The following is a 25,717-nucleotide window of genomic DNA, read 5'->3' on the forward strand; positions in this document are numbered from 1 at the left end:
CCTTGATCAAAATTAGTTCCCCTATACTTACTTATGCGTTACCATGCGCGCCTTAATGACCATCGAACAAGAATTCGCCAATATCGGCTCTTTCTAGGTTATTCGGCTATGCCAGTAAATACGATTATGGGGCTCTTTGCTAAATCCCCGATTAAACCGCTGCAACGTCACGTTACTCGTGTAAATGAATGTTGCGATCTACTTGTCCCGTTCTTTGAGGCTTGTAAAGCCGGAGATTGGGAGCAGGCTACGGTCGTGCGCGAGCAAATTTCCCAGCTTGAAAAAGATGCGGATGTGCTCAAACGCGAAATTCGCCTGAAACTTCCTCGTGGTCTGTTTATGCCAGTCGACCGGACTGACATGCTCGACCTCCTCACTCAGCAGGACAAACTTGCCAACCTGGCCAAAGATATCGCAGGCCGTGTGTTGGGACGCCAGCTGCAAATTCCTACCGAAATGTATCCTGACTTCCTCGCTTATGTTCAGCGTTGTCTCGATTCCGCCAGTCAGGCGAACCGCGTGATCAACGAACTGGACGAGCTGCTGGAAACCGGCTTTAAAGGCCGTGAAGTCACCCTTGTGGCCGAAATGATCAACCAGCTTGACGTTATCGAAGACGATACCGACAGCATGCAGATCAGACTACGGCAACAGCTCATGTCCATCGAAGACCAGCACAGTCCGGTGGATGTCATGTTCCTATACAAAATCCTCGAGTGGATTGGCGCAATTGCTGACCAAGCACAACGCGTCGGCTCGCGCCTGGAAATCATGCTATCGCGTTCTTAAGCGAAGGTAACAAAAACAAGGTTTTACAATGGAAATCCTGGCTAACTACGGCACCATGATCATCTTGGTGGCGGCTTTCTTTGGTTTTTTAATGGCTATCGGTATTGGTGCGAACGACGTTGCCAACGCCATGGGTACCTCTGTAGGTTCGAAAGCGCTGACCGTTAAGCAAGCAATCATCATTGCGATGATTTTCGAATTTGCCGGTGCTTACCTGGCGGGTGGTGAGGTAACAGACACTATCCGTAAAGGGGTCATCGAAACTTCCCATTATGCCGCCAATCCGGAAATCCTGGTGTACGGTATGATGTCAGCTCTGCTGGCGGCTGGTACTTGGCTGCTGGTTGCTTCTTACATGGGCTGGCCGGTTTCAACCACTCACTCAATCATTGGTGCCATCATTGGTTTTGCCTGTGTGTCAGTGGGTACTGAAGCCGTTGACTGGAGTTCGGTACAAGGCATCGTCGGCAGCTGGATCATTACTCCGCTGATCTCCGGCTTCTTTGCCTACGCCATTTTCATCAGTGCCCAGCGCCTGATCTTCGATACTGATAACCCGCTGATCAACGCCAAGCGTTTCGTCCCGGTTTACATGTTCATCACCTCAATGGTGATTGCACTGGTAACCATTAAGAAAGGTCTGAAGCACGTTGGTCTTCACCTGTCTAACGGCGAAGCCTGGCTGGCAGCAATAGCGGTTTCAGCTGTCGTCATGATCTTCGGCTACATCTACATCAGCCGTAAGTACACTGACGATGGTTCTTCTATCGACAGTAACGGTTACGCGGGTGTTGAGCGAGTATTCAGCCTGCTGATGGTTGTGACAGCCTGTGCGATGGCTTTTGCACACGGTTCGAATGACGTAGCTAACGCCATTGGTCCTCTGTCTGCCGTTGTGTCAACAGTTGATCACCTGGGCCAAATTGCAGAGAAAAGTGAAATTGCTTGGTGGATCCTGCCACTGGGTGGCATTGGTATCGTTGTCGGTCTGGCCACCATGGGCCACAAAGTAATGGCAACTGTCGGTACCGGTATCACTGAACTGACCCCAAGCCGCGGCTTTGCTGCTCAGCTGGCTACTGCGTCTACCGTAGTACTGGCTTCAGGTACGGGTCTGCCGATTTCTACCACGCAAACTCTGGTCGGTGCAGTATTGGGGGTGGGCTTTGCCCGCGGTATTGCCGCCCTGAACTTGGGTGTAGTACGTAACATCGTGGCTTCTTGGGTCGTTACCCTGCCAGCTGGTGCTCTGCTATCCGTCATATTCTTCTATGTGATGCAAGCCCTGTTCAGTTAAAACCTGTCAAACCGGAGTCTGGTTCACAAAAGAGGGAGGCTATGCCTCCCTCTTTTCTTGCACCGGGAAGCCAAAGTTTTTAGTATTTGTGCTCCCAAGAAAACAGGCTCCCGCAAGGAATCAAATTGTGAAGCAACTAATCAGCTTACTTGTACTGGCTTTTGCGGTAATTACGCTGCCAGCCAAAGCCGAACAGACTCGCTATATCTCGGATGATCTGTTCACATACATGCACACGGGCCCTAGTACCCAATACCGTATTATGGGCAGTGTGAACGCAGGCACGAAAGTGGACCTGCTAGAAGTAAACCGCGAAACCGGCTACAGTAAAGTCCGCGATGACCGAGGCCGCACCGGCTGGGTGAGCAACGACTTCATTTCCAAGCAGGTGGGTCTGAAAGAGCGTGTTCCTGCGCTGGAAAAAGAGCTGACTCAAGTGAAAGCCTCACTAGCAGATGCATTGCAGTCAACGGATGAGAAAACCGCAGGCATGCAGAAAACTCTGCAACTGCGCGCCAAGCAGGTAACCGATCTGGAAACCCAGAACAGTCAGCTCAATGAGCAACTGATGGCGTCGCAAACGGAAATCCGCGAACTGCGTGCCAAGCTGGATACTCAGAAAGATGACCTGCTGATGAAGTGGTTCACATACGGCGGCATGGTGGCCGGCGGTGGTCTGCTGTTTGGTCTGATCCTGCCGCACCTGATCCCACGTCGTCGTAAGCGTAACAACGGCTGGGCTTAATTGTCGCGCGAGCCATCAGCGCTGGCGGAGTACTAAAGCATTGTCCCCCGTCAGAACAACACGATAAAAAAGCAGCCTGTTGGCTGCTTTTTTATTTGGGCGCTGGGCCGACTTACCAGTCGGCTCGATTATCGTTTACTGGCGTGACGTCGTGCTCGACAAAACAAATTTGCAAACCAGCAAACCAGCAAACCAACTACCATTCCGACAGCGCTGGCATAGCCACCAGGTAGGCGTCAAAATCGAACACCACCTGACGCGGTTCGATCCGGCGCAGTACCACTCCCGGCGCAATCTCATCCCCTTCATAGGCTTCACGACCATTCACTTTGACCCAACGGCTGTTCGCCGTGGAGGCGTAGATATGGGTCTGGAAATTCAACGTCGGGATCCGTTTTTGTACCGAAGCCGGTAAATCGCCAATTGCGATCGGCTCAGGCTCAGTTTTTACCGGGGCCGGTGCCACCTCATCAACCACCATTTTCTGTGCATACCCAGCGGATGTTTCATCGCCACGGGTCGCAGCAATCGCCGATCGCAGATGGGCAGCCAGCTCAGGAGAGACATCGGAATAATCCAGGCCATCCAGATCCCAGCTGTCCGCGGCTGGCTCCGCCTGGGACAGGGTGTCATCGGCAGGCAGCGCTTCCGCATACGGATCAACATACGGGTTGTCAGCATCAGCCTGGGACGAGGCGCTTGGCGCGTACCGATACGATTCGTCAGCAGCCAGGCTCAGGCGAGGCAGCGGCTCCGTATAAAACTCCGGGTAAGGTAAGCGTTCAATGCCTGCGGGATACGTTCGGCTCCCTGCCCCTTCCAACATTGCCCCGGCGACGGTGTCATCCGGGGCAGACAATGCTGGTGCTGGCTCCGTTGCTTGCGTCATTGGCGAAGACACATCAGCGGCAAGCTGAGGCACACCGCCAGCCAGCCAGCCCTGCGTATACCCGGTATAAACCAGCATCCCCGCTACCGGGAGCAGAAAGCTCAGCAGCGGCAGACCCCAGCGTCGTACCGGCGGTTCAGTGACGACCGAACCGCTCGTGCGGGCCCGGCTGAGTGACGGTGAACGCGGCTGGCGCTGGGCTTCGGACTGGGCAATGGCAGATAATAACTTGGACATTAACTTCTCTCCGGTTGCAGCGTCGGGCCCGGTAAATTCAGAGCGGCATCAATCACCATCAGAGTCCGGGGACCGGCGATGCCGTCGGCAGACAAATCCTGTGCGCGCTGGAACCGGCGCAGTTTATCCAGCAACCTCTGCTCGAAGGTATCCTGCCCGCTCTGCGCCTCACCCAGAATACTGCTCAGCTGACGATCCAGCCAGCGGACTCTCGGCCCCTGTTGGCCATAGCGGATCGCACTCTTATCCCCCAGCGGCGGCCGCCATAACAGGGTGTACTCCCCGTTCCAACGAGCATTCAGCCAGTTCGGGCTGACCGCAATGCGCTCCCCCGCCAGCAACAACTCAACCTGATCACGCCCGATAGCGTATAAGGTGGCGTAATACGCGGGGCCAGCTGGATCGCTGAGCGACAAAATGGCCGGGCGATTGGTAATCCCCAACTGCTCCAAATCACCTTTGCCGCGGAAACAGCTCATGGCAATCAGGCTGCCGGATTCACAGTTCGCCTGATTCAGGTTGGTCTCATAGCCCCACAGGCGAAACAGCTCCTGCATCGCCTGACGCTCTGAATCAGCCAGGCGGATCAGGTGCTGCCAGCGGGCGTCAGCGGTGGCTGTCTGCATCGCAAGCGACGTTGACGACGTCTGCTGTGCGGTCACCGGTATTGCCGTTTCTGTCACGGCTCCTGTCGATATCACTGGCTGCCCGGCAGACACAGACGTTGCCGGTTTGGCCATGGATGCGGATAGCAGCTTCGGAAACGGCGCACTGACGCCCGGAATAGCGCCGAGCAGATACGCGCCGCCCAGCGCCACAGCCAAGCCAGCGGCCAACGCCAAGCTGGCCGGACGACCTGTGGGTTTGGCCGCGCCTGACATCGCTTCTGCCGGTTGTGAGGGCAATTGCCAGCTCAAAACCTCATCGCACGCTTTCGCAACCACATCACGGCTGAGCTGGTGCATACTGTGCTGGTGTCCCAGCTGCATCGCTTTGTCACACACCAGGTTAATCAAGCGCGGGATGCCACCGGTCGCCTTGACAATTTGCTGGGCCTGCGCTGGCGCAAACACCTGATGTAAACAATCCACCGCCCGCAGGCGGTAATTAATGTATTCGCACACTTCCTCACCGGTCAGCGGCAACAGGTGGTAACGGGTGGTGATCCGTTGTGCCAGCTGACGCAATCTTTCCTGTTGGAGCAACTGTTGCAGCTCCGGCTGGCCGACCAGCACCACCTTAAGCAATTTGGTACTGTCCGTTTCCAGGTTAGTAAGCAACCGCAGTTGTTCCAGCACATCTGGCATCAGATGCTGCGCTTCATCAATCAACAGCAGGGTCTGCCGACCGTTGCGGTGGTTTTCCAACAGATGCTGATAAATAGCGTCAGTCAGCTGCTTGAGATTGGCATCAGCCGGATAGCTGATAGCCAGCTCATCGCACAGGCTGGCCAGCAGATCACGGGTCGACAGCGAAGGGTTCAGTACGACGGCCACCTGAGTTTCCTGCGGCAACCGAGCCACCAGGGAACGCAGCACCGTGGTTTTGCCGGTACCGACCTCACCGGTTAGCAGGCCAAAACCGCCGCCTCCGTTCAGGCTGGCCAGCATATGCGTCAGTGCTTCACGGTGGCGCTCGCTCAGATACAAAAAGCGTGCGCTCGGCACAATTGAAAACGGCGATTCCGATATGCCGTAGAATTCCTGGTACATGCCATCAGCTCTCATCAATGGGCGTAAGGGGAAATAGGGTTACGTTACCTGTACCCTGCCTGAATGTATAGCCCCGACCCCCTGTGATCGCCGTCATTTCATAACGGATCACAATCAGTTAAGCCATTCGTGTTCAGTGCCCGGTTTGATATACTTGAAAATAAAAAGTTCAGCGCAATTCGCGTTTCAGTCCGCGAAACAAGAGGAAAAGACATTGCAGACATATTTGGTTGGCGGGGCCGTTCGAGATGCCTTACTCGGATTGGCAGTGAAAGACAAAGACTGGGTGGTGGTCGGTGCCACTCCGGCACAAATGCTGGAGCGGGGCTATACCCAGGTCGGCAGCGACTTTCCGGTCTTCCTGCACCCGAAAACCAAAGAGGAGCACGCCCTGGCCCGCACCGAGCGGAAATCCGGCAAAGGCTATACCGGTTTTGTCTGCTACTCCTCCCCCGATGTGACCCTTGAACAGGATCTGATGCGGCGCGATCTGACCATCAATGCCATTGCGCAGGCCCAGGACGGCAGCCTGATTGACCCTTACCACGGCCAGCAGGATCTGGCGCAACGGCTTCTGCGCCATGTTTCTCCGGCCTTTGTTGAAGACCCGCTGCGCGTGCTGCGGGTGGCCCGCTTTGCTGCCCGGTTTGCGCATCTGGGCTTCAGCGTTGCCCCGGATACCATGGCACTGATGCAAGAAATGGTGGTGGCCGGCGAGCTGGAAGCGCTGACCCCTGAGCGGGTCTGGATGGAATGGGAAAAGTCACTACAGACTCCGAACCCGGAAGTTTTCCTCAAAGTCCTGCGCCAGTGCGGGGCTCTGGCGGTGATCATGCCGGAGATTCACAACCTGTTTGGCGTTCCGCAGCCGGAAAAATGGCACCCGGAAATTGACTGTGGGATCCATACCATAATGGTGGCCAAGCAGGCCGCGCTCCTCAGCGAGTCGCTGCAGGTGCGTTTTGCCGCTCAGGTACACGATCTGGGTAAGGCACTGACTCCGCCGGCGGAGTGGCCAAGCCATAAGATGCACTGCCAGACAGGACTGGGCGCAATCAAGCAACTGTGCCAGCGCCTCCGGGTTCCGAACGAATATCGGGACACCGCCCTGTTTGTCTGTGCCCAACACACGAAAGTGCACCACGCCAACGAACTGCGTCCGGCCACCTTCGTCACTTTGTTTGATCAGATCGATGCCTGGCGCAAACCGGAGCGGGTCGAGCAACTGGCGCAATGCTGCCGCGCAGATATCCGCGGCCGCACCGGGTTCGAGCAGGATCCGTACCCGCAGGCTGACTGGCTGCTGGCCGCTTTTTCGGCGGCACAGGCGGTCGAGGTCAAACCGATTGTAGAAGCAGGTTTTCAGGGTAAGGCGATCAAAGAGCAACTGGCACTGCGCCGGGCCGAAGCGATAAAAGCCGTTCTGGCCCCGCTCCGGGGATAACTCCAGACAGGCAGTTCATCGCCAAACTGTCCGCCGCACCCGCATAAACAAAAAGCCCGGCAAGATGCCGAGCTTTTGCAATGTTGTGATCTGTCGTTTGTAACTTGTCTTGGTACGTTGTGACGACGCGATAGCGTGCCTAATCAAACAAGCCTCAGTTACTCATCAAGAAGGCCAGCAGACCCACACCCAGCAGCAGGCGGTAAATCACAAACGGGAACATCCCTAAACGCGTCACCAGCTTCAAGAACACGTGAATACACGCGTAAGCACTGACAAACGACACAGCGAAGCCAATCCCCAGCGCGCCGACCTGAATAGGCGCACCGCTGGTCACCAGTTTGGTACCCAGGTAGCTGCCCGCCAGCAGAATGATCGGAATCGACATCAGGAACGAAAAGCGCGCTGCCGCTTCACGGGTAAAGCCCAGGTACAGCGCCGCAGTCATGGTCGCCCCAGAACGCGAAGTGCCCGGGATCATCGCTGCGGCCTGTGCTAGGCCAATAAACAGTGAACGTTTCCAGTCAGCCGCGTACTCGTCAACCTGCTGGCTGGCACGCTTATCCACCCACCACAACAGCAGGCCAAATACGATGGTGGTGATCGCAATCACCCAGGCCGAGCGCAGGTAGAGTTCAATAAAGTCTTTCATCATCAGGCCGAAAATACAGGCCGGAATCGTCGCCAGCACAATCATCCATGCCAGCTGAGATTCCGCCGTATGCTTGCGGCGGAAGATCGAACCCACCCAGGCACTGAGCAGGGTCACCACTTCCTTACGGAAATAACCGATCACCGCCGCCAGCGTCCCGACATGCACAGCCACATCAAAAGCCAGTCCCTGATCTTCCCAGCCCAGTACGGCCGACGGCAAAATCAGGTGAGCAGAACTTGAGATCGGCAAAAATTCCGTCAACCCCTGGATCAGGGCCAACACAAAGGCTTCAAAATGACTCATTAACTGTCCTTAAAATACAAAATCTTCCACAGGCCACAACGCCTGCTCAAACGTGCTTACCTGCCACAGCTGAGCAATGGTCCGACCGTCACCGGGGATTGTCAGCTCAGGGCTCAGCTCTGCCAGCGGCTGTAAGACAAACGCAAACCGAAAAATATCCGTACGCGGTAAAATTGGTTGGCTTTGTTGAATGGTGTCGCCGTACATCAGCAGATCCAAATCCAGCGTCCGGCTCTGGTATTTGGCCGCCTCCGGTGAGCGGCCATACTTAATTTCCAGTTGCTTGAGCGTCTGGTGCAGCTTATCCAACGATAACGACGTTTTCATGGCAACCACACAATTGTAAAAGTTCGGTCCGGAGAAACCGACCGGCTCAGCCTCGAACACGGTCGAAACCTGAAAATCCGCACCGAGTTTTTGCAATTCCGCGATCGCAGCCTGAATATGGTATTCCCGCTCGATATTCGAGCCCAGGCTGATATACACAGTGGTCACTTAGTGCCTCGTTCAATCACCACACCGACACCACGGGCATTAGCAACCGCGCCAGGTTTGGTCACTCGTACCCGAAGCCAGGGCACGGAAAATTGGGTCATGATCAAGCCGGCAATTTCCTCTGCCACTCGCTCCACCAGCAAGAAACGGCCATTCTGAATATGGTCGGTAACCGCCTGGCTAACCGCCGCATAATCCAGGGCATAGGCCACATCGTCACTGTCTGCTGCCGGACGGTTATCGTGAGCCATCTCCAGATCTAGCACCAGCTTCTGTTTGATTTCCTGCTCCCAGTCATACACTCCAATAGTGGCAATGACTTCAAGATGTTCGATAAATACTGAATCCATGTTCAATCGCTAATTTTGTTAGAGGTCGGATACCTAATTTGAGCTAAAACGCGTATTATCGGGTCGAAATCGTCGATATAATACGTTGTTGATTTCAAGCTCACCCAGTTGCCTATGTGAGGCGGGCTAGCACTATACCATAGGCCGGCCAATGAGTGAGTAAGGATTTAATCAGCGCGGCGCGCTGGCAAACGGAGCCCTGCATGACCCCACTTGTTCTCTTGATCATTATCGGCGCCTATCTGCTTGGCTCAATATCCAGTGCGGTATTGATCTGCCGACTGTACGGCCTGCCCGATCCGCGAGAATCAGGCTCCGGCAACCCCGGTGCAACCAATGTGTTACGGCTGGGCGGTCGCGGTGCGGCGGCAATGGTGCTGCTGTGCGATATCCTCAAAGGTATGCTTCCGGTCTGGCTGAGTTACCTCATCGGGGTGAATCCGTTTCTGCTGGGTTTCATCGGCATCGCGGCCTGTCTGGGCCACATCTACCCTATCTTTTTTCATTTTCGCGGCGGGAAAGGGGTGGCGACGGCGTTTGGTGCCCTCGCGCCAATCGGCTGGGATCTGAGCGGGATGCTGGCTGGCACCTGGCTGCTGACGGTACTGGTCACCGGTTATTCATCCATGGGGTCAATGGTCACGGCACTGGCAGCGCCGCTGTTTACCTGGTGGGTCAAACCGGAGTACACCATGCCGGTAGCAATGCTGTCGTGCCTGATTGTATTTCGTCATCACGACAATGTCCGGCGCTTGCTAGATGGCAAAGAATCGAAGATCTGGAAAAAATTCAGCCGCACCGGTAAAACCACGCCCCCTCAGGAATAACCGCTTCCCGGATAGCGCCGCTTACTCAGTACGGCCGTTTGGTCACTGCCGTGGCAGGTACACGCGACAGCGCAACTCAGTTGTCGATGGGCTTTAGCTGATCAATCGGCCAACGCGGATGAGCTTTCACGCTCAGATCAGAGCTTTCCTGATTTTTCAGACGCTGCATCCCCGCATACGCAATCATCGCACCGTTGTCGGTACAAAACTCAGTCCGCGGGTAGAACACTTCCCCGTTCATTTTGGTCATCATGGCTTCCAGCTGCTCACGCAGGTGCTTATTCGCACTGACCCCACCGGCAATCACCAGACGCTTAAAGCCTGTCTGCTTCAGAGCACGCTTGCATTTGATTGCCAGAGTATCCACCACGGCCTCCTGGAACGCGTAAGCGATGTCAGCACGTGTCTGCTCATCGTCACCGTTGGCACGGATGGTGTTGGCAGCAAATGTTTTCAGGCCAGAAAAGCTAAAGTCCAGCCCCGGACGGTCGGTCATAGGACGCGGGAAGGTGAAACGCCCCGGCATGCCTTTCTCTGCCAGACGAGACAGCAGCGGGCCCCCCGGATAATCCAGTCCCATCAGCTTCGCCGTCTTATCGAACGCTTCACCGGCCGCATCATCAATTGATTCACCCAGAATCTGATACTCACCGATAGCACGTACTTCCACCATCATGGTGTGTCCGCCGGAAACCAGCAGTGCCACAAACGGAAAGGCTGGCGGATTGTCTTCCAGCATCGGGGCCAACAGGTGGCCTTCCATATGGTGAACCGCAACCGCAGGCAGGTTCCACGCATACGCCAGGCTGCGCCCGATGGTTGCGCCAACCAGCAGTGCACCGACCAGGCCCGGCCCCGCGGTGTACGCCACACCATCCAGATCAGCCGGTGTCAGGCCAGCGTTTTTCAGCGCTTCTTTGATCAGCGGAATGGTCTTTTTGACATGGTCACGCGAAGCCAGCTCAGGCACCACACCACCGTAGTCAGCATGCAGTTTTACCTGGCTGTACAGCTCGTGGGCCAACAGGCCTTTTTCATCATCGAAAATCGCTACACCTGTTTCGTCACAGGAGGTTTCGATGCCCAGTATACGCATAACAACCTCTATACTTATGGTAATTGGAGGCCATACTACCGCTGTTGACAGAAATTAACCAGTTCAGGGTTGTAGAATGCTTTACAAACGCCCCCAGATCAGATTAGAATTTCGCACCATTTTTAATCAGCTGACACTTTATTGAACGTCAGCGTTAACCGAATCACTCTGAGGTGAGTATTACATGCCAGTAATCAAAGTACGTGAAAACGAACCGTTTGACGTAGCACTACGTCGTTTCAAGCGCTCTTGCGAAAAAGCAGGTATCCTTTCTGAAGTTCGTCGTCGTGAGCACTTCGAAAAGCCTACTACAGTACGTAAGCGCGCTAAAGCAGCGGCTGTTAAGCGTCACCTGAAGAAATTGGCTCGCGAAAACGCGCGTCGCGTTCGTCTGTACTAATCTCTGAGATTAACAGAAGGAACGTGTTATGACCCTGATTGAGCGTCTTAAAGACGAACAAAAGGCGGCAATGAAGGCGAAAGACAAACCTCGCCTTGGTGCCATCCGTCTTGCTATGGCTGCCATTAAGCAGCGTGAAGTTGACGAGAAGATCACTCTTTCCGATGACGACGTGCTGGCAGTGCTGACTAAGATGGTCAAGCAACGCCGTGACTCTGCAGCTCAATACGAAGCTGCCGAGCGCCAAGATCTTGCTGATGCCGAGCTTGCTGAAATTAAAGTACTGGAAGAATTCATGCCTCAACCACTGAGCGAAGACGAAGTCGTTGCTCTGTTGGATGCGGCAATTGCTGAAACCGGTGCTGCCAGCATGCAGGACATGGGCAAACTGATGGCTGTGCTGAAGCCTCAGATTCAGGGTCGTGCCGATATGGGTAAAGTTAGCCAACTGGTGAAAGCCAAGCTCGGTTAATCCCTCTACCCAGTTTCTGCAGCAAGCCGTGCTATCCGGTTTTTCGGAATGCGCGGCTTGTTTGTATATTTCAGTCAGGCTTTTCCCTGACATCAATTCAAAGCGCTGTTGCCCCCTCTCCACGCTGGTGCGAACGTTTTGACTTGATTCTGTTCCATTGAATCTCAGGTAACACGCACTCTATGGCAGGAAAAATCCCACGTACATTTATCGATGATCTCATCGCCAGACATGACATCGTAGATATTGTGGATGCCAGGGTGAAGCTGAAGAAACAAGGCAAAAACTTCGGTGCCTGTTGCCCTTTCCACAACGAGAAAACCCCTTCATTTTCAGTCAGCCAGGAAAAGCAGTTTTATCACTGTTTCGGCTGTGGCGCGCACGGTAATGTCCTTGATTTCGTTATGGCGTTTGACCGCCTGGAGTTTGTCGAGGCCATTGAAGAACTCGCGTCCCAGGTCGGGCTAGAAGTACCTCGCGAACAGGGCAGCGGCGGTGGCCGTCCCGGTGCACGCAGCCAAGAAAAGCTCAGCCTGTACGAGATGATGGGGCAAATCAGCCAGTTTTATCAAACCCAACTGCGCGGCAGCGAAGGCAAAGTTGCCATCGACTACCTGAAAAACCGCGGGCTGTCCGGCGATATCGTGCAGAAGTACGGGATTGGTTTTGTACCGGATCAGTGGGACCAGGTTCGTAACCGTTTTGGCCGTGACATGGAAAGCCAGCAGGCGCTGGTCACAGCCGGAATGCTCATTGAGAACGACAACGGACGCCGCTACGACCGCTTCCGCGGCCGGGTTATGTTCCCAATCCGCGACCGCCGTGGCCGGGTGATCGGCTTTGGTGGTCGGGTACTGGGTGATGGCACCCCGAAATACCTGAACTCACCGGAAACCCCGATTTTCCATAAAGGGCGCGAGCTGTACGGCCTTTACGAAGTGCTTCAAGCACATCGCGAGCCGGAAAAACTGCTGGTCGTAGAAGGTTATATGGATGTGGTGGCGCTGGCACAGTTCGGCGTCGACTACGCTGTGGCTTCACTGGGTACTTCTACCACGGGTGACCATATCCAGACCCTGTTCCGCCAGACCGGCACCGTGGTGTGCTGTTATGACGGTGACCGGGCCGGCCGCGAGGCCGCTTGGCGGGCAATGGAGCAGGCGCTGCCGTACCTCAACGATGGCCGTCAGCTGAAATTTATGTTCCTGCCGGATGGCGAGGACCCAGATACCTATATCCGCCAGTACGGCAAAGACGGGTTTGAGCAGCAGATTCAGCAAGCCATGACCCTGTCCGAGTTCATGTTCAGTACCCTACTGCTGCAAGTTGATACCAGCAGCCGGGAAGGACAGGCTAAACTCAGTACGTTGGCCGTGCCGCTGATCGACAAAGTGCCGGGCGGTACCCTGCGGCTGTACCTGCGTGAAGTCCTGGGACAGAAGCTGGGTCTGCCGGATGAGGCGCAGCTGCAACAGCTCATCTCCCGTCAGGGAAATGAGTCTCAGAAGAAGCTCGGCCAGCCGGAGATTAAGCGAACCCCGATGCGGGAAGTGATCGCCCTGCTGATCCAGAATCCAAACTTTGTGGACAGCCTGGAATTTGATGCTGCTGCATTTGAAGGGATTGACATCCCTGGGCTAAATTTATTATTGGCCATAGTTGAAAAATGTCGAACTAATCCCAATATCAGAACAGGCCAGCTCCTCGAAAGCTGGCGTGGAAGCAAGAGCGAAGCCATGCTGGCCCGTCTGGCCGCCTGGGAGCTTCCCCTCACTCCAGATGAGGACAACACCCTGGACGTATTTCTCGACGCAATGGACAAAGTGATTGACCAGTGCGTCAAACAACAAATCGAAAAGTTGCAGGCTAAGTCAAGAAGCGTCGGCTTATCAGTCGAAGAGAAGCGGGATTTGCAGTTGTTGTTGCTCAACCGTCCCGGCTAATAAGTAGTCATCAATTAAGAAATTTGTTATAATCGCTGGTTTGCATCTCTGCATACTATATTCTCAATCAGACCCTAAGTTGGATATCGTCTATGGAGCAAAATCCGCAGTCACAGCTGAAGTTACTTGTTGCTAAGGGCAAGGAACAAGGCTATCTGACCTACGCCGAAGTAAATGACCACCTTCCGGAAGACATTGTCGATTCTGATCAGGTGGAAGACATCATTCAGATGATTAATGACATGGGTATTAAGGTAGTTGAAACTGCCCCTGATGCCGATGATCTGATGATGACAGAAGACAATGCGGACGAAGATGCGATTGAAGCCGCGGCTCAGGCCCTTTCCAGCGTGGAAAGCGAAATTGGCCGTACAACCGACCCTGTGCGTATGTACATGCGCGAAATGGGTACTGTTGAGCTGCTGACGCGCGAAGGCGAAATCGACATCGCAAAACGTATTGAAGAGGGTATCAACCAGGTACAGTGCTCCGTAGCCGAATACCCGACCGCAATTGCTCACCTGCTTGAGCAGTTTGATAAAGTCGAAGCCGACGAACTACGCCTGACTGATATTATCTCAGGCTTCGTTGATCCTAACGAAGAAGAAACAACCGCTCCAACAGCAACGCACATCGGTTCTGAACTGAGTGAAGCAGATCTTGAAGACGAAGACAAAGATCTTGAAGACGATGACGACGACGATGACAGCTCTGATACTGAGGAAGACTCAGGTATCGACCCTGAAGTAGCGCGTGAGAAGTTTAATGAGCTGCGTCTTGCTTATGAAAAAATGGCCGTTGCCATTGATTCTAAAGGCCGTAACGACGCGGAAACTATTCAGGCTATCGATGAACTGTCTGAAATCTTCAAGCAGTTCCGTCTGATCCCGAAACAGTTCGACAAGCTGGTCAGCTCGCTGCGTGATGCCATGGATCGAGTGCGCACTAACGAGCGCCTGATCATGCGTATGTGTGTCGACAACAGTAAAATGCCGAAGAAAACTTTCGTAAACCTGTTTGCCGGCAACGAAGCATCAACCGCGTGGATCGATGAAGCGCTGAATTCAGGCAAGCCTTACGCTGAGCGTCTGAAGAACTACGAAGAAGAACTGCGTCGTTGTGCGACCAAACTGCGCATGCTGGAAGAAGAAACCGGCCTGAGCGTTGAGCGTATCAAAGACATCAGCCGTCGTATGTCCATCGGTGAAGCGAAAGCGCGCCGTGCGAAGAAAGAAATGGTTGAAGCCAACCTGCGTCTGGTTATCTCGATCGCGAAAAAGTACACCAACCGTGGTCTGCAATTCCTGGATCTGATTCAGGAAGGTAACATCGGTCTGATGAAAGCGGTTGATAAGTTCGAATACCGTCGTGGTTACAAGTTCTCGACTTACGCAACATGGTGGATCCGTCAGGCAATCACCCGCTCTATCGCCGACCAGGCACGTACGATCCGTATTCCGGTTCACATGATTGAAACCATCAACAAACTGAACCGTATCTCACGTCAGATGCTTCAGGAGATGGGTCGTGAGCCACTGCCGGAAGAGCTGGCAGAGCGCATGCAGATGCCGGAAGACAAGATCCGTAAAGTGCTGAAGATCGCGAAAGAGCCGATCTCGATGGAAACCCCAATCGGTGATGATGAAGATTCACATCTGGGTGATTTCATTGAAGATACCACGCTGCAGCTACCAATGGATGCAGCAACCGCGACCAACCTGCGCGCTGCAACTAACGAAGTGCTGGCTGGTCTGACGCCGCGTGAAGCGAAAGTGCTGCGTATGCGTTTTGGTATCGACATGAACACCGATCACACCCTGGAAGAGGTCGGTAAGCAGTTTGACGTTACCCGTGAGCGTATCCGTCAGATTGAAGCCAAAGCTCTGCGTAAGCTGCGCCACCCAAGCCGTTCAGACGTGCTGCGCAGCTTCCTGGACGAGTAATCGTCAGGTACAGATGTGATATATGAAAACGGGCCTATGGCCCGTTTTTTATTCACTTTTTTCTGCTACACCCTACCAGCCTTTCAACCAATTGCGTATTTTGCAACGCCAGCCAAAAACCCGCCTTAACTGTCTAAAAAGCAAACAAAACCACCACTTTAATCGCTAGACAAGATCCCCCCCTTCCCATATAATTTCCCGCACTTGGCCCCTTAGCTCAGTGGTTAGAGCAGGCGACTCATAATCGCTTGGTCGACAGTTCAAGTCTGTCAGGGGCCACCAAATACAGAAAGGCCTGAGCGGTTAGTAACCACTCAGGCCTTTTGCATATCTGAACGCTGTGTAGCATATATGTAGCAAATTTTTCATTCCTCCTTAGCTGCCCTCCCTCTAAATCTAAATATCATCGTTGTTCGATAACTATTTGATTTTGAGAATCATAGCAAACAAAGCTAATAGCAACATGTGTAATATTAACTTCTGACTTAAATTAGGAGTTCTTTATGGGTGGTTCAGGCGGAGGTTACACTCCTTCAGGCACTGATAACAAATGCCGCAACATTAACTTTCAAGCAACGCTCAATTCACCTCAAGCTGTTGTATCCTCTCTACAAGTAGGAGAGATTCTTGATGTCGTTCTCTTACATGGAACGGTTACGGCTTTATATAATGGCCAACCAGTTGGCTCTCTAACGGGACCTCAAATTCAACGAATTATTAACTGCATCAACAACGGGTATAAGTACATCGCCGAAGTAATTTATGTTGCTGGAGGCAAGTGCACTGTAAAGGTGTCTTGCGATGACTAACAAAATAACTATTATTGGCGGCACCTACTTTGAGGATTGTTCCTATCCTCGAAAGAGGCTTCATAGAGGTAGTGGTGGCAGAGCTGCATGCCTATTAAGTAACTGGAATCTTGACGTTGAATTACATACAGCCAATGGACCGGAACTAGCTTCAAGCTTTGATGATCTAGCGTTGCACTTTAGGTTTAAACTTTGTGCCGTGCGAAAAACATCTGACATTAGCTTCAGATATAGACACCCGCTGAGCTCCCCACAGATATATGGTGACTTAAGTAACAAGGTAAAGTATCCCTCCGCAATAACTACCAACAAAGCACTTATCTTTGGAATGCTTGAAGAACGGCCACTTGTAAACGCCCAAAAAGCGGTTTATGACCCACAAGACGGATGCAATGCAGAGCGTTTTTCTTCTAATGGGTCTAGAGCTGATGAACTGGCAATAGTTGTCTCTCACTCTGAGGGGAAAAAGCTGACAGGTCACGATACCCCTGAAGTGATTGCCGAATATCTACTAAAAGAAGATAACGCTAAGGTAGCGATCATCAAATGTGGACCAATAGGCGCTTTAGTTGCCACGTCAGAGAAAAAAGAATGGGTAAGAGCATTTCCAACCGATTCTGTCTTTAAAATTGGCTCTGGTGATGTATTTTCAAGTGCGTTTTCCTTTGAGTGGCTTATCAACGATCGAGATCCATTCACAGCTGCATGGTTTGCATCTCGAGTAACGGCTGAGTATGTTGATAATGCATCAGACCGTATAGATATTTCTACTATCGATAAACTACGAGAAGAAGCGGCTTCAGCTCATAAACAACATAGCGACTCACCGAAAAGAGCTATTCCTGAATCACAAATCTATCTAGCAGGCCCATTTTTTAATACTGCAGAACAGTGGCGTATTGATGAAGCCCGCGAAGCACTTCTCGATATGGGTTTCAATGTTTTTTCACCAATTCACGATGTAGGTGAAGGTGATATCAACTATGTTGCAACGTCTGATTTAGTCGCTTTAGACAACTCAGATATTGTTCTAGCTATGTTAGATGGACTCGATTGTGGAACAATATTTGAAGTTGGTTATGCAAGAGCTCAACAAAAACCTGTTATCGTTGTTGCTGAGTCTATTGATAATAAAGACTTAACCATGATTATTGGCTCTGGTTGCATCCTGACTAGGGATTTTTCAGCGGGAATATACAAAACATGTTGGATGCTAATGGGAGATATAAGTGAGTAGCTTACTACTTCTTTCTGGCGGTATAGATTCAGTTGCTCTCGCTGCATGGTTAAAACCATCTATAGGGCTAACAATTAATTATGGTCAACGTTGCGCTGAAGCTGAAATTCACTCCGCAACTCAAGTAGCTAAAGCTCTTAGCATTAAACACATAGTTATGGATATTAATATTGGTTCGCTAGGATCCGGTGATTTAGCTAAAACGAATGCGGTGTCACATTCAGCTAACTCAGAGTTTTGGCCCTATCGTAATCAATTTTTAATTACTATTGGTGCAATGATCGCAATTAATAATAATTGTAAAAACATCCTCATTGGTTCTGTCTCGAGTGACTGTAGGCATAGGGATGGCTCAACTGAGTTCGTTGACACCATAGACTCTTTGGTTGCCTTACAAGAAGGAGGCATAAGAATCCAAGCGCCAGCCATAGAGCTAACAACAAACCAGTTAATTGAAAAGTCTAAAATCAGCGAGGATATATTGCATTGGGCGCATTCATGCCATAGAGGCAACCTTGCTTGTGGAAGGTGCCCAGGCTGTATAAAGCATTCAGAGGTAATGTCCCAAATGGGGGTAGTCCGTTGAAGCTCTTATGCTAGTTGCGCTTCACTCAATGCTCAACTAGCACTTATTTCTTTATAAGTATCTAATGCTACTTTTCCGAATAGCCTCATTTGGTCCCATAAAAAGCAATCAAAACTGGCTGGACTGACTCCCAATTTTTGGCAGAACTCAATGAATGAGCTTTCCATTTCAAAGTAATCTTTTTCTACTTTTTGAGAATCGTTGAAAAGTCCACAAATGACTCCAGCACGAAGAATATGAATATCTAGGATTGCTACTTCATCAGTGTCCGTATGATTTCGAGCAATCCAACCAGCAGTTTTTGCACCGATGCCCTTAATGTTTAGTAATTTATCTCTAAGCTGTCGGCCTGAAGCATTACTAAGGTCATTACTTCGAATATATGACATTGCATTAGCTAAATATCGTGCTTTTTGAACTGGATACCTATATCTTTGCTGACGCTTGTTGACCATTAATGGCTCAGACAAAACCCTTAACCAAGTCTCTTCATCTGTTTCAAGCATCTCAATCAACCCTGAACTTTTGCACGCATTAAATGCTGATGTAGCTAGTTCGACTGTAACCCCAAACCCACCAAGCATACAGAACACAATTTCTTCATTCAGGTTCCCCTTCGAAGAGTATGGTTTTGTATTTTCCTCAAAATGACTATTCATAATGAATTGAGAGAACCAAAAAGCTGGAGTAAACAACTTACAGTGATCTCCCCAATGGACTCCCTTAACCACTTCTTTTGAGGCATTAGGAATCTCAACTGAAAACTCTTGGTCATCGACCCAATAGGTTAGAATCTGGTTCATAGGCAGCTAAAAGCTTAAGTAATAATCGGCTGTAGATTCTAATTCATATTAGTACGTTCAAAAAAGTAGCTATATCAAATTTGAGAGCCAATCATAAATTTGTGATTCATACACTTATTCACAGAACTCCAAGTTAAGGCGCGCATGGCACCTGAAACGCTATGCGCCACTCATGCAGGCGGGTAATGATAGCCCTGCCTGCTATTGCTACGCCTTTAAGCGCCCTGACAAGCTCGCTCTCACAATACTGGCTGGTTTTCACCACGCCAGTATCAGTATCAAATGACAGCTCATAGTGGGGCTGGAATGCCTGTTCCTTGCGCTTGCAGAATACTCCGCCCATCAACTGGGTAAATGTCTTCCAATCACTGTTATCGGCTGCATTGGTGATCTTCTCAGCCAACTCACCCTCACCGAGCAGTGACTTCAAGCGCCGCAATTCACGCCATACCGTGACCGAACAACCGCCGAGTTGCTGGAACTGACGGATACCCCAGCACGCGGCCCACGCATCAACACGGGCTACGGCACTTTTAGGGTCTTCTCCATAAACGCCGGATTCCAAATCCTCACCGTCGATATTCTTGGCTATGTACTTGGCGATATAACCTGTGGCTGAACCTTTGCTCTCATCAATCTTCACTTCGGTAAAGCGGTGCTGCTCGGCCCCCTTCTCCTGGCTATCTTCCCGCATGGCGTAATTACGCATCACCTCTATCATACGCGGGTAATGCTCTGGCTCGACGAAAAACAACATGTGCCAGTGAGGTGTTCCGTCATGCTGAGGCTCTGCCACCCGGAAACCATAAAAACGCACACCTTCGCGATGCAGCTTGGAACGTATCAAGGTCCACAATTGCGTCAGGTACTGTTGCCCATCCCACGGGGTGTAACCTTCCCAGTTCGGGTTTTCCATACCAGATTTTGAATAACTGCGATGATACTTGGACGGGCAAGTAATGGTGATAAAGGTTGCTTCATGGCCTAGCTCTTTCGCCATTTCCTCAAAGCCCCGCGCCCTTACCATCAGCTCCGCCTTGCGGATTTTAGGATCAGCCACGCCTTTCTGGGACAACTCCAACAAGGAAAAACTCTCCCCGGCTTGATTGGTCGCAATGGTGTTCGCCAAATACTCTTGCTGGAAATGCTTCTGATTAAGCCTGGCCTTTAAAGTGGGATTCGAGCAGTAAATTCCCTTGATTCGGTTTACCTGATTGAGATGGTGGTAAACCACCTCAACATTTCGGATGTGCGCCTTACGAAGCTTACGTAACCACCATTTATCGTCACAAAGGCGGCCTGTTATCCCCACTACAGAATAACTCTCCCGGCTTGGTGGTTTTACTCCCTGCAAGGTAGTGAACTGCTCAAGCTGGGTTAGTGTCTCATCCAGCGAGTGAAGAAGATGAAAGCGACGTAGCGCCAAGCAGGCTTTTGCATTGCGCTTGGCATCGGCGCGCAACCCATCCTCAGACACATTCAGATTAAGCTTATGAAGGGGAATCGAGATCTTTTCGGCCAATGCGTCTGTTGTTTCGCGGAGAAAGGTATTGCGTTCACGCTTAGAGGCAATCGACAAATAACGATTAAACAGCTGGCGCTGCACCTGATCAGGAAAAGGCCGCAAGCGGCCCTTCACAAATATTTTGTCATCCCAATCTACCAAGGATAGATCTAACGCTTTGAGCATATCGCTTCCCTCCCCTTCAACGTAAGGCTGAATCGATCCCAGCGGATACCATAGCGTTGCACGGCTTGATACTTAATCAGCCCCTCGCGACACAACTTATAGACGGTACGATTGATAATCTTTGGGGCTATCGGGCATGTCGGGATGATCTTGCCCTGGTCCGGGCAATACTCGGAACAAACATCAAAGGTATTGCCCTCTTTCAGCCACAGCAGAACGTTCACCTGCTCTTGGGTAAGGTTATACAAGCGCACCTCCTTCATGAGGTAGCTGATGCATTTTCCGGTGGCTATCCAGCCATTGGTCGAGATCTTCTTTGAGGTAGCGAACCGCGCGGCCAATTTTGATGAAAGGCGGCGCTTGGGTCCGGTTCTTCCGTAAGCCTTCCATACGGGACTGGCGCAGAAAAGAACGGCTCATGCCAATGTAGTGTGAGGTTTCTTGCTCGGTGAATACGCGTTTATCTTGTGTTGCTGACTGCATGTTTGTGTCTCCCATTGTGTACTGAGAGACACCGTAGCGTTCCTTAACTTCCCGGGAAGCTAACAAGGAAGCTAGCCGGGAAGTTAAGTTATTAACCGCTGTTTGCGTACTGCTGAGAGTTGATTTTGGAAAGTCTTGTAAGCCATGACAAATTCGGCATCTCTACCACGACCAAACCAAATGATTTGGTCTTGGCTCATCTCATCAATAACCTGCTCGGTATCATAGCGCCGCGCTGTTTGTTTAACGTCTTGGCGCAGTACATTCCAAAGCTTATCTGATCGGGCTATGGGGTAATCATCAAGGAGAGCCCCGATAATCACCTTAATGGGATTAGTCTCTACATTCGGTTCAATTGGGTTAGAGGTTTGGTTTACTGAGCGGTTAAAAGGCAAAGGCTCCGGGCTAACGATTTGGTTTGGATAACCAAATCTTTCGGGTTGCTTTAGGCATTCATAGCCAAAGTGTTCGGCTAGTTTACGGATATCAAACCGTAACTGCTCTGGTTTGATTTCTATAGGCTGAATACCAAGCTGTTTGACTGGCGCATCAACAAAGAGCAACATCAAGTCATCAAAAAGGGGAATCTTCTCACCGCTGGCAAGCGCTTGCTCTTGCTTTTGTTTAATTAGCTTTGCAGAAGCAAGCTGATCAGCAACCGCACCAACAGATCCACAGGCCACAAACGGCTTAGAGGGCACTGCACTTTGGTATAACAGTTTAGAGAATGTAGAATTAGGTAAACCTGCGAACTGCTCACGGCAATCAATGATTACCTTGATTCGCTCAGGTTCTTGGATAAGAAAGCGAGATAATGCGATGTTTTTGCCTTGGCATAATAACGATTTGGTTTGCTCTTCAGTTAAGCTAACCGTACCTTGATAATCAAACAGACCGAGTAATGCGTTAGTTTTGCTGATGAAGCCAAAGTTTTTGTCTTCAATCCACGCACATAAAGCGAACTCTTGACGTTCAATAGCATTGAGTAAGTCACCTTCTGACAAATAACACACAGTCTGTAATTCCACTATTCGGTAGTAGTTTCGAATGAGCATAAGCAATCAGGACCAACTAAAGTGCATATACCATATCGAACCGGTAGAATAACTCAAAATGCTAGGCAGAAAGTCGTTAAGTGACTCGAATTTTTCAAATTAAACATTATGTATCAGAAGATTACTGAATAACGCCCGCGAAGTAATGTGCATGTGTGGAAACAACTATTCTATCAGAAACATAACTAAAGGTTTCAAGTTACTATTCGCAAAAAGCTAACTTATAGCGATTTAGGATAGAAAAGCATTAATACCAACCTCCTAAATCGTAGTTTTTAAATTAAAAAATATATAAAACAATCCCATACTCAAATACAGTATAATTTAAATATCATATAAACAAATTATAAATCATATCTCAGACTTATCCTTCATTTAGATTTAACAAATCAACTTTTAATTTAGCCAAAGGCAATAAATCCAGCTCCTCTTCATTTTTATCAACATCAAATATATACTTCTGTATATTTTCCAAGCTTTCTCCAGTAGTACTTGAAATATACTCCAAGTATTTACCATTGAATATCCTCGACTTTTCAATAATTTCCATCACCTCTTGATTATGAAGTTGATATATCTCATTAATGTAGAAATCTCTAATATACCCCCGGCATTTTAAATCACTACTTTCAAGTTTTATTGAATTTTGATTGACAAAAGTAAACTTAGACTTTTCATGAAAATCGTATGAGTCGCTATATGGATTCATATATTGTTCAATATTATCACGACTACCTTTAATTCTAGAATTACAAACATCACATGATGGAATTAAATTATATAGTGATAGTGCCAATAAAGGAAAGTCCCCTTTTTGATGAAAATGGTCAAGAGACATTGTCGTTCTTGTTATACTATCCATGTTTTTAAATTTACCAATATAATTTCGATTGCAATAAAAACACGTTCTAAAATTCAGATTTATAAACAAGGGTATAATATGCCCATCCCTCTTATCATCGTAAGCAAAAACTTTTTTAATTGTTTTAATCTCTTCTACAGACAAGTTAGCTCTAATAAGAGAAGCCTTCTCGAGCTTTTCTGGAGATAACAACACTATATATTTAAGCAATTGTTCCCAATTATCTATTATGTCGTTGTTAGGAACTTTATTAGGTAAAACCCTCTCAATATAGTTTCGAATATTTATGTTTGTACAAATTAACCTAAGAGCCTCTGAAATAGTAATTGAATATGTATCAATTCTAAAATCATTCCATTCATACACCCTGTCCCCGCCTTCAACTTTCTTTCCATTGAACTTTATCGACTTGATGGAGTTCCAAAAGTTTTCTTGGAAGTCTTCTAGATTAATTTTTGTTCTCTGTAGTTTACTTTCAATATTAATTTTGATCACTTTAATATACCTCTAAGCTCAGGGTATTTCCTGAAAATACTTTCCATGTCATCCTCATTAATTTCAACAGTTCTTTTCTTACGTGCTCTAGAGTCTAGGTTTTTCAAAAACTCTATATTACTTTTCAAAGAATTAGAGATAAACTTTTCGCCACAAAGGTCAGCTACCCTTTCATAATAATCAATTTTATCGAGCATTTTTTTAACAGTTTTCTTCCAAACTTCAGGCGAACTTAAATCGTATTCTTTCTTTAGATTTTTAAAATCATCAAAGCAATCATTTATAACTCTTGAAGAAAACTCTCCTGTAAATATGTTCTTGTGAAGAAAAAATGAATCTGATAGCAGGGAGTGAATATTGTTTCCAAATGTCTTCCTACCACTTGATAAATGAGATTCACCCCCACTATCTAATAACAGTGACCTATCAGCATCAATATCAGAAAGAATAAATGGAGAGTGTGACGAAATGATCACCTGAAAGTTAAGCTCCTTGTTAACATTAAGAAAATCAACCAATTTATATATAAACTCACGTTGATATTCAGGGTGCAACCCCAAATCAACCTCATCAAGCAATAGAATAACATTCTTATATCTGAAATTTAGATTTTCAAAATGAAATGACAACGTCAAAAATATATTTAATATATGCTTTTGACCAGAGCTCAACCCTTCATACTCTTTATTAGATTCACTAAACAATCTAATTTTCAACCATGGTGTTATCTCAAATTTTAAATCATCTAGAGCTATGCGTTTATCTAACAATTTCTGTACGTTTCGATGATCAACCTTTTTAAACCTTAAGCAGCTAGTAACCTTTTCTAATGATGACTTTGGAACAATGTCTAAATATTTATTTTCATTATGAGAAAACTTTTCACCCGAAATAATATCAATAATCAATTGCTCTCTTTTAGCTCGAGGATCAATTTGATGTACTGTATCTTTCCTTCTGGGCGTCCTAGGAATTATAGATATATTCTTTCTCTTTTCAGTATTATGAAAAGTAACTTTAGATGGGTAGTCGGATTGTATTTCTACAGACTTATTAAAAAACCCATAGTTTTTTCTTTTTTTTACATTATCATTTGACGATAACACTTTTCCATCTGGAAAAGTATACTTGTGATTTTCATGTCTTGTTGATGATTTATCTATAAAACTCGATAATTCCCTTTTTATTATCTTATCTAATTGATTCGCCTTTTTATATTTCTTATTGGCTATTTTAGTTGCTTTATAGCGCAAATACAGTTCATTAATTTCATTCAAGCCTAATGATTCAATCCTTGATTTTATTTTTTTATTAAAATAACCTCCTACATCATCTATGTTTGCAGACTTCATGCTAACTTGAATGAAATTTTTTAGTCTAGTTAAATTTTCATTTTTGTCGACATAATCTGATAAAGTTTCACTAGTAATTACACCAGCTATTTTATCATAATCCAAACTCACAGAAATAGAATCCGGTTCAAATATATTTTTTAAGAAATCGTACTTGTCCTTATACTTCAAAAACCTAAGTCTATTTAGATTAGTTATTGATTTAACACTTAACTCACCATTTTTCTTATTAGGTTCTAAAATGATAGAAGTCTTATAGTTATCATTGCGATGATATAGCCTTTCACTCCATTTCTCATTTAAAACATCAATAAAATAATTCATGTATATTGTGTATGAACTACTAAGCAATTCTATTCTATTGATATCTTTAACTGATTCTGGAAAAATGAAATCAGTGTTATGCCTAACGAATATTTCATTTTCAATTTCAAATAAGATGAAAAAGTTGTAATCTATATCTACATCTGAATAAATTGACTCAATAATCAATTTAAATAAGTTGGTTTTTCCACTTCCATTGGAACCTACAATAGATGAAATTTCAATACTATTTTCTTTACTGTATAAGCTTTCAAAATAACCTGGGTTCTTCAATATCTCGACATGCTTATGATTTAAATTAACATTATACTTTCTTGTTAGATGATAACCATTATTAAGTTGCTTATACTGATTAACCCAAACATAAAGAACTTTCATTTACATCTACTTCCTTGAAAATCAAATGACAACTTGGAAATCATAT

Annotated in this window: 24 protein-coding genes and 1 tRNA gene; 13 read left to right on the forward strand and 12 right to left on the reverse strand. The window is 48.4% G+C overall.

Annotation, left to right across the window (positions count from 1 at the left end):
* Positions 1-108 precede the first annotated feature (108 nt).
* The 3 genes from FH974_RS13700 to FH974_RS13710 all read left to right on the forward strand — a co-directional run bounded on the left by FH974_RS13700 (position 109) and on the right by FH974_RS13710 (position 2,831).
* A complete protein-coding gene (locus FH974_RS13700; protein WP_047883722.1) occupies positions 109-789 on the forward strand; it encodes a TIGR00153 family protein in 681 nt (226 codons plus the stop codon).
* Positions 790-817: 28 nt separating this feature from the next.
* Positions 818-2,086 carry an inorganic phosphate transporter gene (locus tag FH974_RS13705; protein ID WP_047883721.1) on the forward strand — a complete coding sequence of 423 codons (1,269 nt, stop codon included), beginning with the start codon at positions 818-820 and terminating at the stop codon, positions 2,084-2,086.
* 127 nt (positions 2,087-2,213) lie between these two features.
* Positions 2,214-2,831 carry a TIGR04211 family SH3 domain-containing protein gene (locus FH974_RS13710; RefSeq protein ID WP_047883720.1) on the forward strand — a complete coding sequence of 206 codons (618 nt, stop codon included), beginning with the start codon at positions 2,214-2,216 and terminating at the stop codon, positions 2,829-2,831.
* Positions 2,832-3,027: 196 nt separating this feature from the next.
* Here the strand turns inward: FH974_RS13710 and FH974_RS13715 are convergent, their stop codons facing one another.
* Together FH974_RS13715 and FH974_RS26335 are read right to left on the reverse strand one after the other, a co-directional pair.
* A complete protein-coding gene (locus FH974_RS13715; protein WP_053061715.1) occupies positions 3,028-3,957 on the reverse strand; it encodes a general secretion pathway protein GspB in 930 nt (309 codons plus the stop codon).
* Positions 3,957-5,669, reverse strand: coding sequence for an ExeA family protein (locus FH974_RS26335; protein WP_207103347.1), 1,713 nt, complete (start codon positions 5,667-5,669; stop codon positions 3,957-3,959). The genes FH974_RS13715 and FH974_RS26335 overlap by 1 nt, the downstream gene beginning before the upstream one ends.
* 214 nt (positions 5,670-5,883) lie before the next feature.
* On the opposite strand from FH974_RS26335, the gene FH974_RS13725 reads away from it, so the two are divergent.
* Positions 5,884-7,113: a multifunctional CCA addition/repair protein gene (locus FH974_RS13725; RefSeq protein WP_047883718.1), complete on the forward strand. Its 1,230-nt coding sequence runs from the start codon at positions 5,884-5,886 to the stop codon at positions 7,111-7,113.
* A gap of 154 nt (positions 7,114-7,267) precedes the next feature.
* On the opposite strand, the gene FH974_RS13730 is transcribed toward FH974_RS13725, so the two are convergent.
* From FH974_RS13730 to folB, 3 genes are read right to left on the reverse strand one after another with little or no spacing between them, the layout of a single operon-like run.
* Positions 7,268-8,071 carry an undecaprenyl-diphosphate phosphatase gene (locus FH974_RS13730; protein WP_047883717.1) on the reverse strand — a complete coding sequence of 268 codons (804 nt, stop codon included), beginning with the start codon at positions 8,069-8,071 and terminating at the stop codon, positions 7,268-7,270.
* 9 nt (positions 8,072-8,080) lie between these two features.
* Positions 8,081-8,566 (reverse strand): 2-amino-4-hydroxy-6-hydroxymethyldihydropteridine diphosphokinase, encoded by a 486-nt coding sequence (gene folK / locus FH974_RS13735; RefSeq protein WP_047883716.1) that lies wholly within the window; start codon positions 8,564-8,566, stop codon positions 8,081-8,083.
* On the reverse strand, positions 8,563-8,916 hold the full coding sequence (gene folB, locus FH974_RS13740; RefSeq protein ID WP_047883715.1) for a dihydroneopterin aldolase: 354 nt from the start codon (positions 8,914-8,916) through the stop codon (positions 8,563-8,565). The genes folK and folB overlap by 4 nt, the downstream gene beginning before the upstream one ends.
* A gap of 203 nt (positions 8,917-9,119) precedes the next feature.
* Between folB and plsY the strand changes: the two genes are divergently transcribed.
* On the forward strand, positions 9,120-9,743 hold the full coding sequence (gene plsY / locus FH974_RS13745) for a glycerol-3-phosphate 1-O-acyltransferase PlsY (RefSeq protein ID WP_047883714.1): 624 nt from the start codon (positions 9,120-9,122) through the stop codon (positions 9,741-9,743).
* 76 nt (positions 9,744-9,819) lie between these two features.
* On the opposite strand, the gene tsaD is transcribed toward plsY, so the two are convergent.
* Positions 9,820-10,839, reverse strand: a complete 1,020-nt coding sequence (tsaD, locus tag FH974_RS13750) for a tRNA (adenosine(37)-N6)-threonylcarbamoyltransferase complex transferase subunit TsaD (RefSeq protein WP_047883713.1) — start codon at positions 10,837-10,839, stop codon at positions 9,820-9,822.
* A gap of 184 nt (positions 10,840-11,023) precedes the next feature.
* On the opposite strand from tsaD, the gene rpsU reads away from it, so the two are divergent.
* The 8 genes from rpsU to FH974_RS13790 all read left to right on the forward strand — a co-directional run bounded on the left by rpsU (position 11,024) and on the right by FH974_RS13790 (position 18,229).
* Positions 11,024-11,239, forward strand: coding sequence for a 30S ribosomal protein S21 (gene rpsU, locus FH974_RS13755; RefSeq protein ID WP_005301411.1), 216 nt, complete (start codon positions 11,024-11,026; stop codon positions 11,237-11,239).
* A 28-nt stretch (positions 11,240-11,267) separates the two neighbouring features.
* On the forward strand, positions 11,268-11,711 hold the full coding sequence (locus FH974_RS13760) for a GatB/YqeY domain-containing protein (RefSeq protein ID WP_047883712.1): 444 nt from the start codon (positions 11,268-11,270) through the stop codon (positions 11,709-11,711).
* A 182-nt stretch (positions 11,712-11,893) separates the two neighbouring features.
* On the forward strand, positions 11,894-13,654 hold the full coding sequence (gene dnaG, locus FH974_RS13765; RefSeq protein WP_047883711.1) for a DNA primase: 1,761 nt from the start codon (positions 11,894-11,896) through the stop codon (positions 13,652-13,654).
* Between the two features lie 92 nt (positions 13,655-13,746).
* Positions 13,747-15,597 carry an RNA polymerase sigma factor RpoD gene (gene rpoD, locus FH974_RS13770; RefSeq protein ID WP_047883710.1) on the forward strand — a complete coding sequence of 617 codons (1,851 nt, stop codon included), beginning with the start codon at positions 13,747-13,749 and terminating at the stop codon, positions 15,595-15,597.
* A 206-nt stretch (positions 15,598-15,803) separates the two neighbouring features.
* Positions 15,804-15,879: transfer RNA gene (locus tag FH974_RS13775), tRNA-Ile, on the forward strand.
* Positions 15,880-16,100: 221 nt separating this feature from the next.
* Positions 16,101-16,406, forward strand: coding sequence for a hypothetical protein (locus tag FH974_RS13780; RefSeq protein ID WP_207103348.1), 306 nt, complete (start codon positions 16,101-16,103; stop codon positions 16,404-16,406).
* Positions 16,399-17,643, forward strand: a complete 1,245-nt coding sequence (locus tag FH974_RS13785) for a PfkB family carbohydrate kinase (RefSeq protein ID WP_207103349.1) — start codon at positions 16,399-16,401, stop codon at positions 17,641-17,643. The genes FH974_RS13780 and FH974_RS13785 overlap by 8 nt, the downstream gene beginning before the upstream one ends.
* On the forward strand, positions 17,636-18,229 hold the full coding sequence (locus tag FH974_RS13790; RefSeq protein ID WP_207103350.1) for a 7-cyano-7-deazaguanine synthase: 594 nt from the start codon (positions 17,636-17,638) through the stop codon (positions 18,227-18,229). Before FH974_RS13785 ends, FH974_RS13790 begins: the two co-directional genes overlap by 8 nt.
* Before the next feature lie 32 nt (positions 18,230-18,261).
* On the opposite strand, the gene FH974_RS13795 is transcribed toward FH974_RS13790, so the two are convergent.
* From FH974_RS13795 to FH974_RS13820, 6 genes are all read right to left on the reverse strand, one after another.
* Positions 18,262-19,032 carry an 8-oxoguanine DNA glycosylase gene (locus FH974_RS13795; RefSeq protein ID WP_207103351.1) on the reverse strand — a complete coding sequence of 257 codons (771 nt, stop codon included), beginning with the start codon at positions 19,030-19,032 and terminating at the stop codon, positions 18,262-18,264.
* Between the two features lie 133 nt (positions 19,033-19,165).
* Positions 19,166-20,722 carry a replication endonuclease gene (locus FH974_RS13800; protein WP_207103352.1) on the reverse strand — a complete coding sequence of 519 codons (1,557 nt, stop codon included), beginning with the start codon at positions 20,720-20,722 and terminating at the stop codon, positions 19,166-19,168.
* A gap of 240 nt (positions 20,723-20,962) precedes the next feature.
* Positions 20,963-21,205, reverse strand: a complete 243-nt coding sequence (locus FH974_RS13805) for a helix-turn-helix transcriptional regulator (RefSeq protein ID WP_207103353.1) — start codon at positions 21,203-21,205, stop codon at positions 20,963-20,965.
* 83 nt (positions 21,206-21,288) lie between these two features.
* Entirely contained in the window at positions 21,289-22,260 is a 972-nt protein-coding gene (locus FH974_RS13810; RefSeq protein ID WP_207103354.1) for a hypothetical protein, read from the reverse strand.
* A 364-nt stretch (positions 22,261-22,624) separates the two neighbouring features.
* Positions 22,625-23,617 carry a hypothetical protein gene (locus tag FH974_RS13815; RefSeq protein ID WP_207103355.1) on the reverse strand — a complete coding sequence of 331 codons (993 nt, stop codon included), beginning with the start codon at positions 23,615-23,617 and terminating at the stop codon, positions 22,625-22,627.
* Positions 23,614-25,671 (reverse strand): AAA family ATPase, encoded by a 2,058-nt coding sequence (locus tag FH974_RS13820; RefSeq protein WP_207103356.1) that lies wholly within the window; start codon positions 25,669-25,671, stop codon positions 23,614-23,616. Before FH974_RS13820 ends, FH974_RS13815 begins: the two co-directional genes overlap by 4 nt.
* Between the last annotated feature and the right edge of the window lie 46 nt (positions 25,672-25,717).

Source organism: Photobacterium ganghwense, from assembly GCF_017329545.1.
GTDB lineage: Bacteria > Pseudomonadota > Gammaproteobacteria > Enterobacterales > Vibrionaceae > Photobacterium > Photobacterium ganghwense.

Bases quoted from the DNA above. Each gene is read 5' to 3' on its own strand.
- FH974_RS13700 (WP_047883722.1), top strand. From the start codon at position 109: ATGCCAGTAAATACGATTATGGGGCTCTTTGCTAAATCCCCGATTAAA.
- FH974_RS13705 (WP_047883721.1), top strand. From the start codon at position 818: ATGGAAATCCTGGCTAACTACGGCACCATGATCATCTTGGTGGCGGCT.
- FH974_RS13715 (WP_053061715.1), bottom strand. From the start codon at position 3,957: ATGTCCAAGTTATTATCTGCCATTGCCCAGTCCGAAGCCCAGCGCCAG.
- FH974_RS26335 (WP_207103347.1), bottom strand. From the start codon at position 5,669: ATGTACCAGGAATTCTACGGCATATCGGAATCGCCGTTTTCAATTGTG.
- FH974_RS13730 (WP_047883717.1), bottom strand. From the start codon at position 8,071: ATGAGTCATTTTGAAGCCTTTGTGTTGGCCCTGATCCAGGGGTTGACG.
- folB (WP_047883715.1), bottom strand. From the start codon at position 8,916: ATGGATTCAGTATTTATCGAACATCTTGAAGTCATTGCCACTATTGGA.
- plsY (WP_047883714.1), top strand. From the start codon at position 9,120: ATGACCCCACTTGTTCTCTTGATCATTATCGGCGCCTATCTGCTTGGC.
- tsaD (WP_047883713.1), bottom strand. From the start codon at position 10,839: ATGCGTATACTGGGCATCGAAACCTCCTGTGACGAAACAGGTGTAGCG.
- rpsU (WP_005301411.1), top strand. From the start codon at position 11,024: ATGCCAGTAATCAAAGTACGTGAAAACGAACCGTTTGACGTAGCACTA.
- FH974_RS13760 (WP_047883712.1), top strand. From the start codon at position 11,268: ATGACCCTGATTGAGCGTCTTAAAGACGAACAAAAGGCGGCAATGAAG.
- dnaG (WP_047883711.1), top strand. From the start codon at position 11,894: ATGGCAGGAAAAATCCCACGTACATTTATCGATGATCTCATCGCCAGA.
- rpoD (WP_047883710.1), top strand. From the start codon at position 13,747: ATGGAGCAAAATCCGCAGTCACAGCTGAAGTTACTTGTTGCTAAGGGC.
- FH974_RS13780 (WP_207103348.1), top strand. From the start codon at position 16,101: ATGGGTGGTTCAGGCGGAGGTTACACTCCTTCAGGCACTGATAACAAA.
- FH974_RS13785 (WP_207103349.1), top strand. From the start codon at position 16,399: ATGACTAACAAAATAACTATTATTGGCGGCACCTACTTTGAGGATTGT.
- FH974_RS13795 (WP_207103351.1), bottom strand. From the start codon at position 19,032: ATGAACCAGATTCTAACCTATTGGGTCGATGACCAAGAGTTTTCAGTT.
- FH974_RS13800 (WP_207103352.1), bottom strand. From the start codon at position 20,722: ATGCTCAAAGCGTTAGATCTATCCTTGGTAGATTGGGATGACAAAATA.
- FH974_RS13805 (WP_207103353.1), bottom strand. From the start codon at position 21,205: ATGCAGTCAGCAACACAAGATAAACGCGTATTCACCGAGCAAGAAACC.
- FH974_RS13810 (WP_207103354.1), bottom strand. From the start codon at position 22,260: ATGCTCATTCGAAACTACTACCGAATAGTGGAATTACAGACTGTGTGT.
- FH974_RS13820 (WP_207103356.1), bottom strand. From the start codon at position 25,671: ATGAAAGTTCTTTATGTTTGGGTTAATCAGTATAAGCAACTTAATAAT.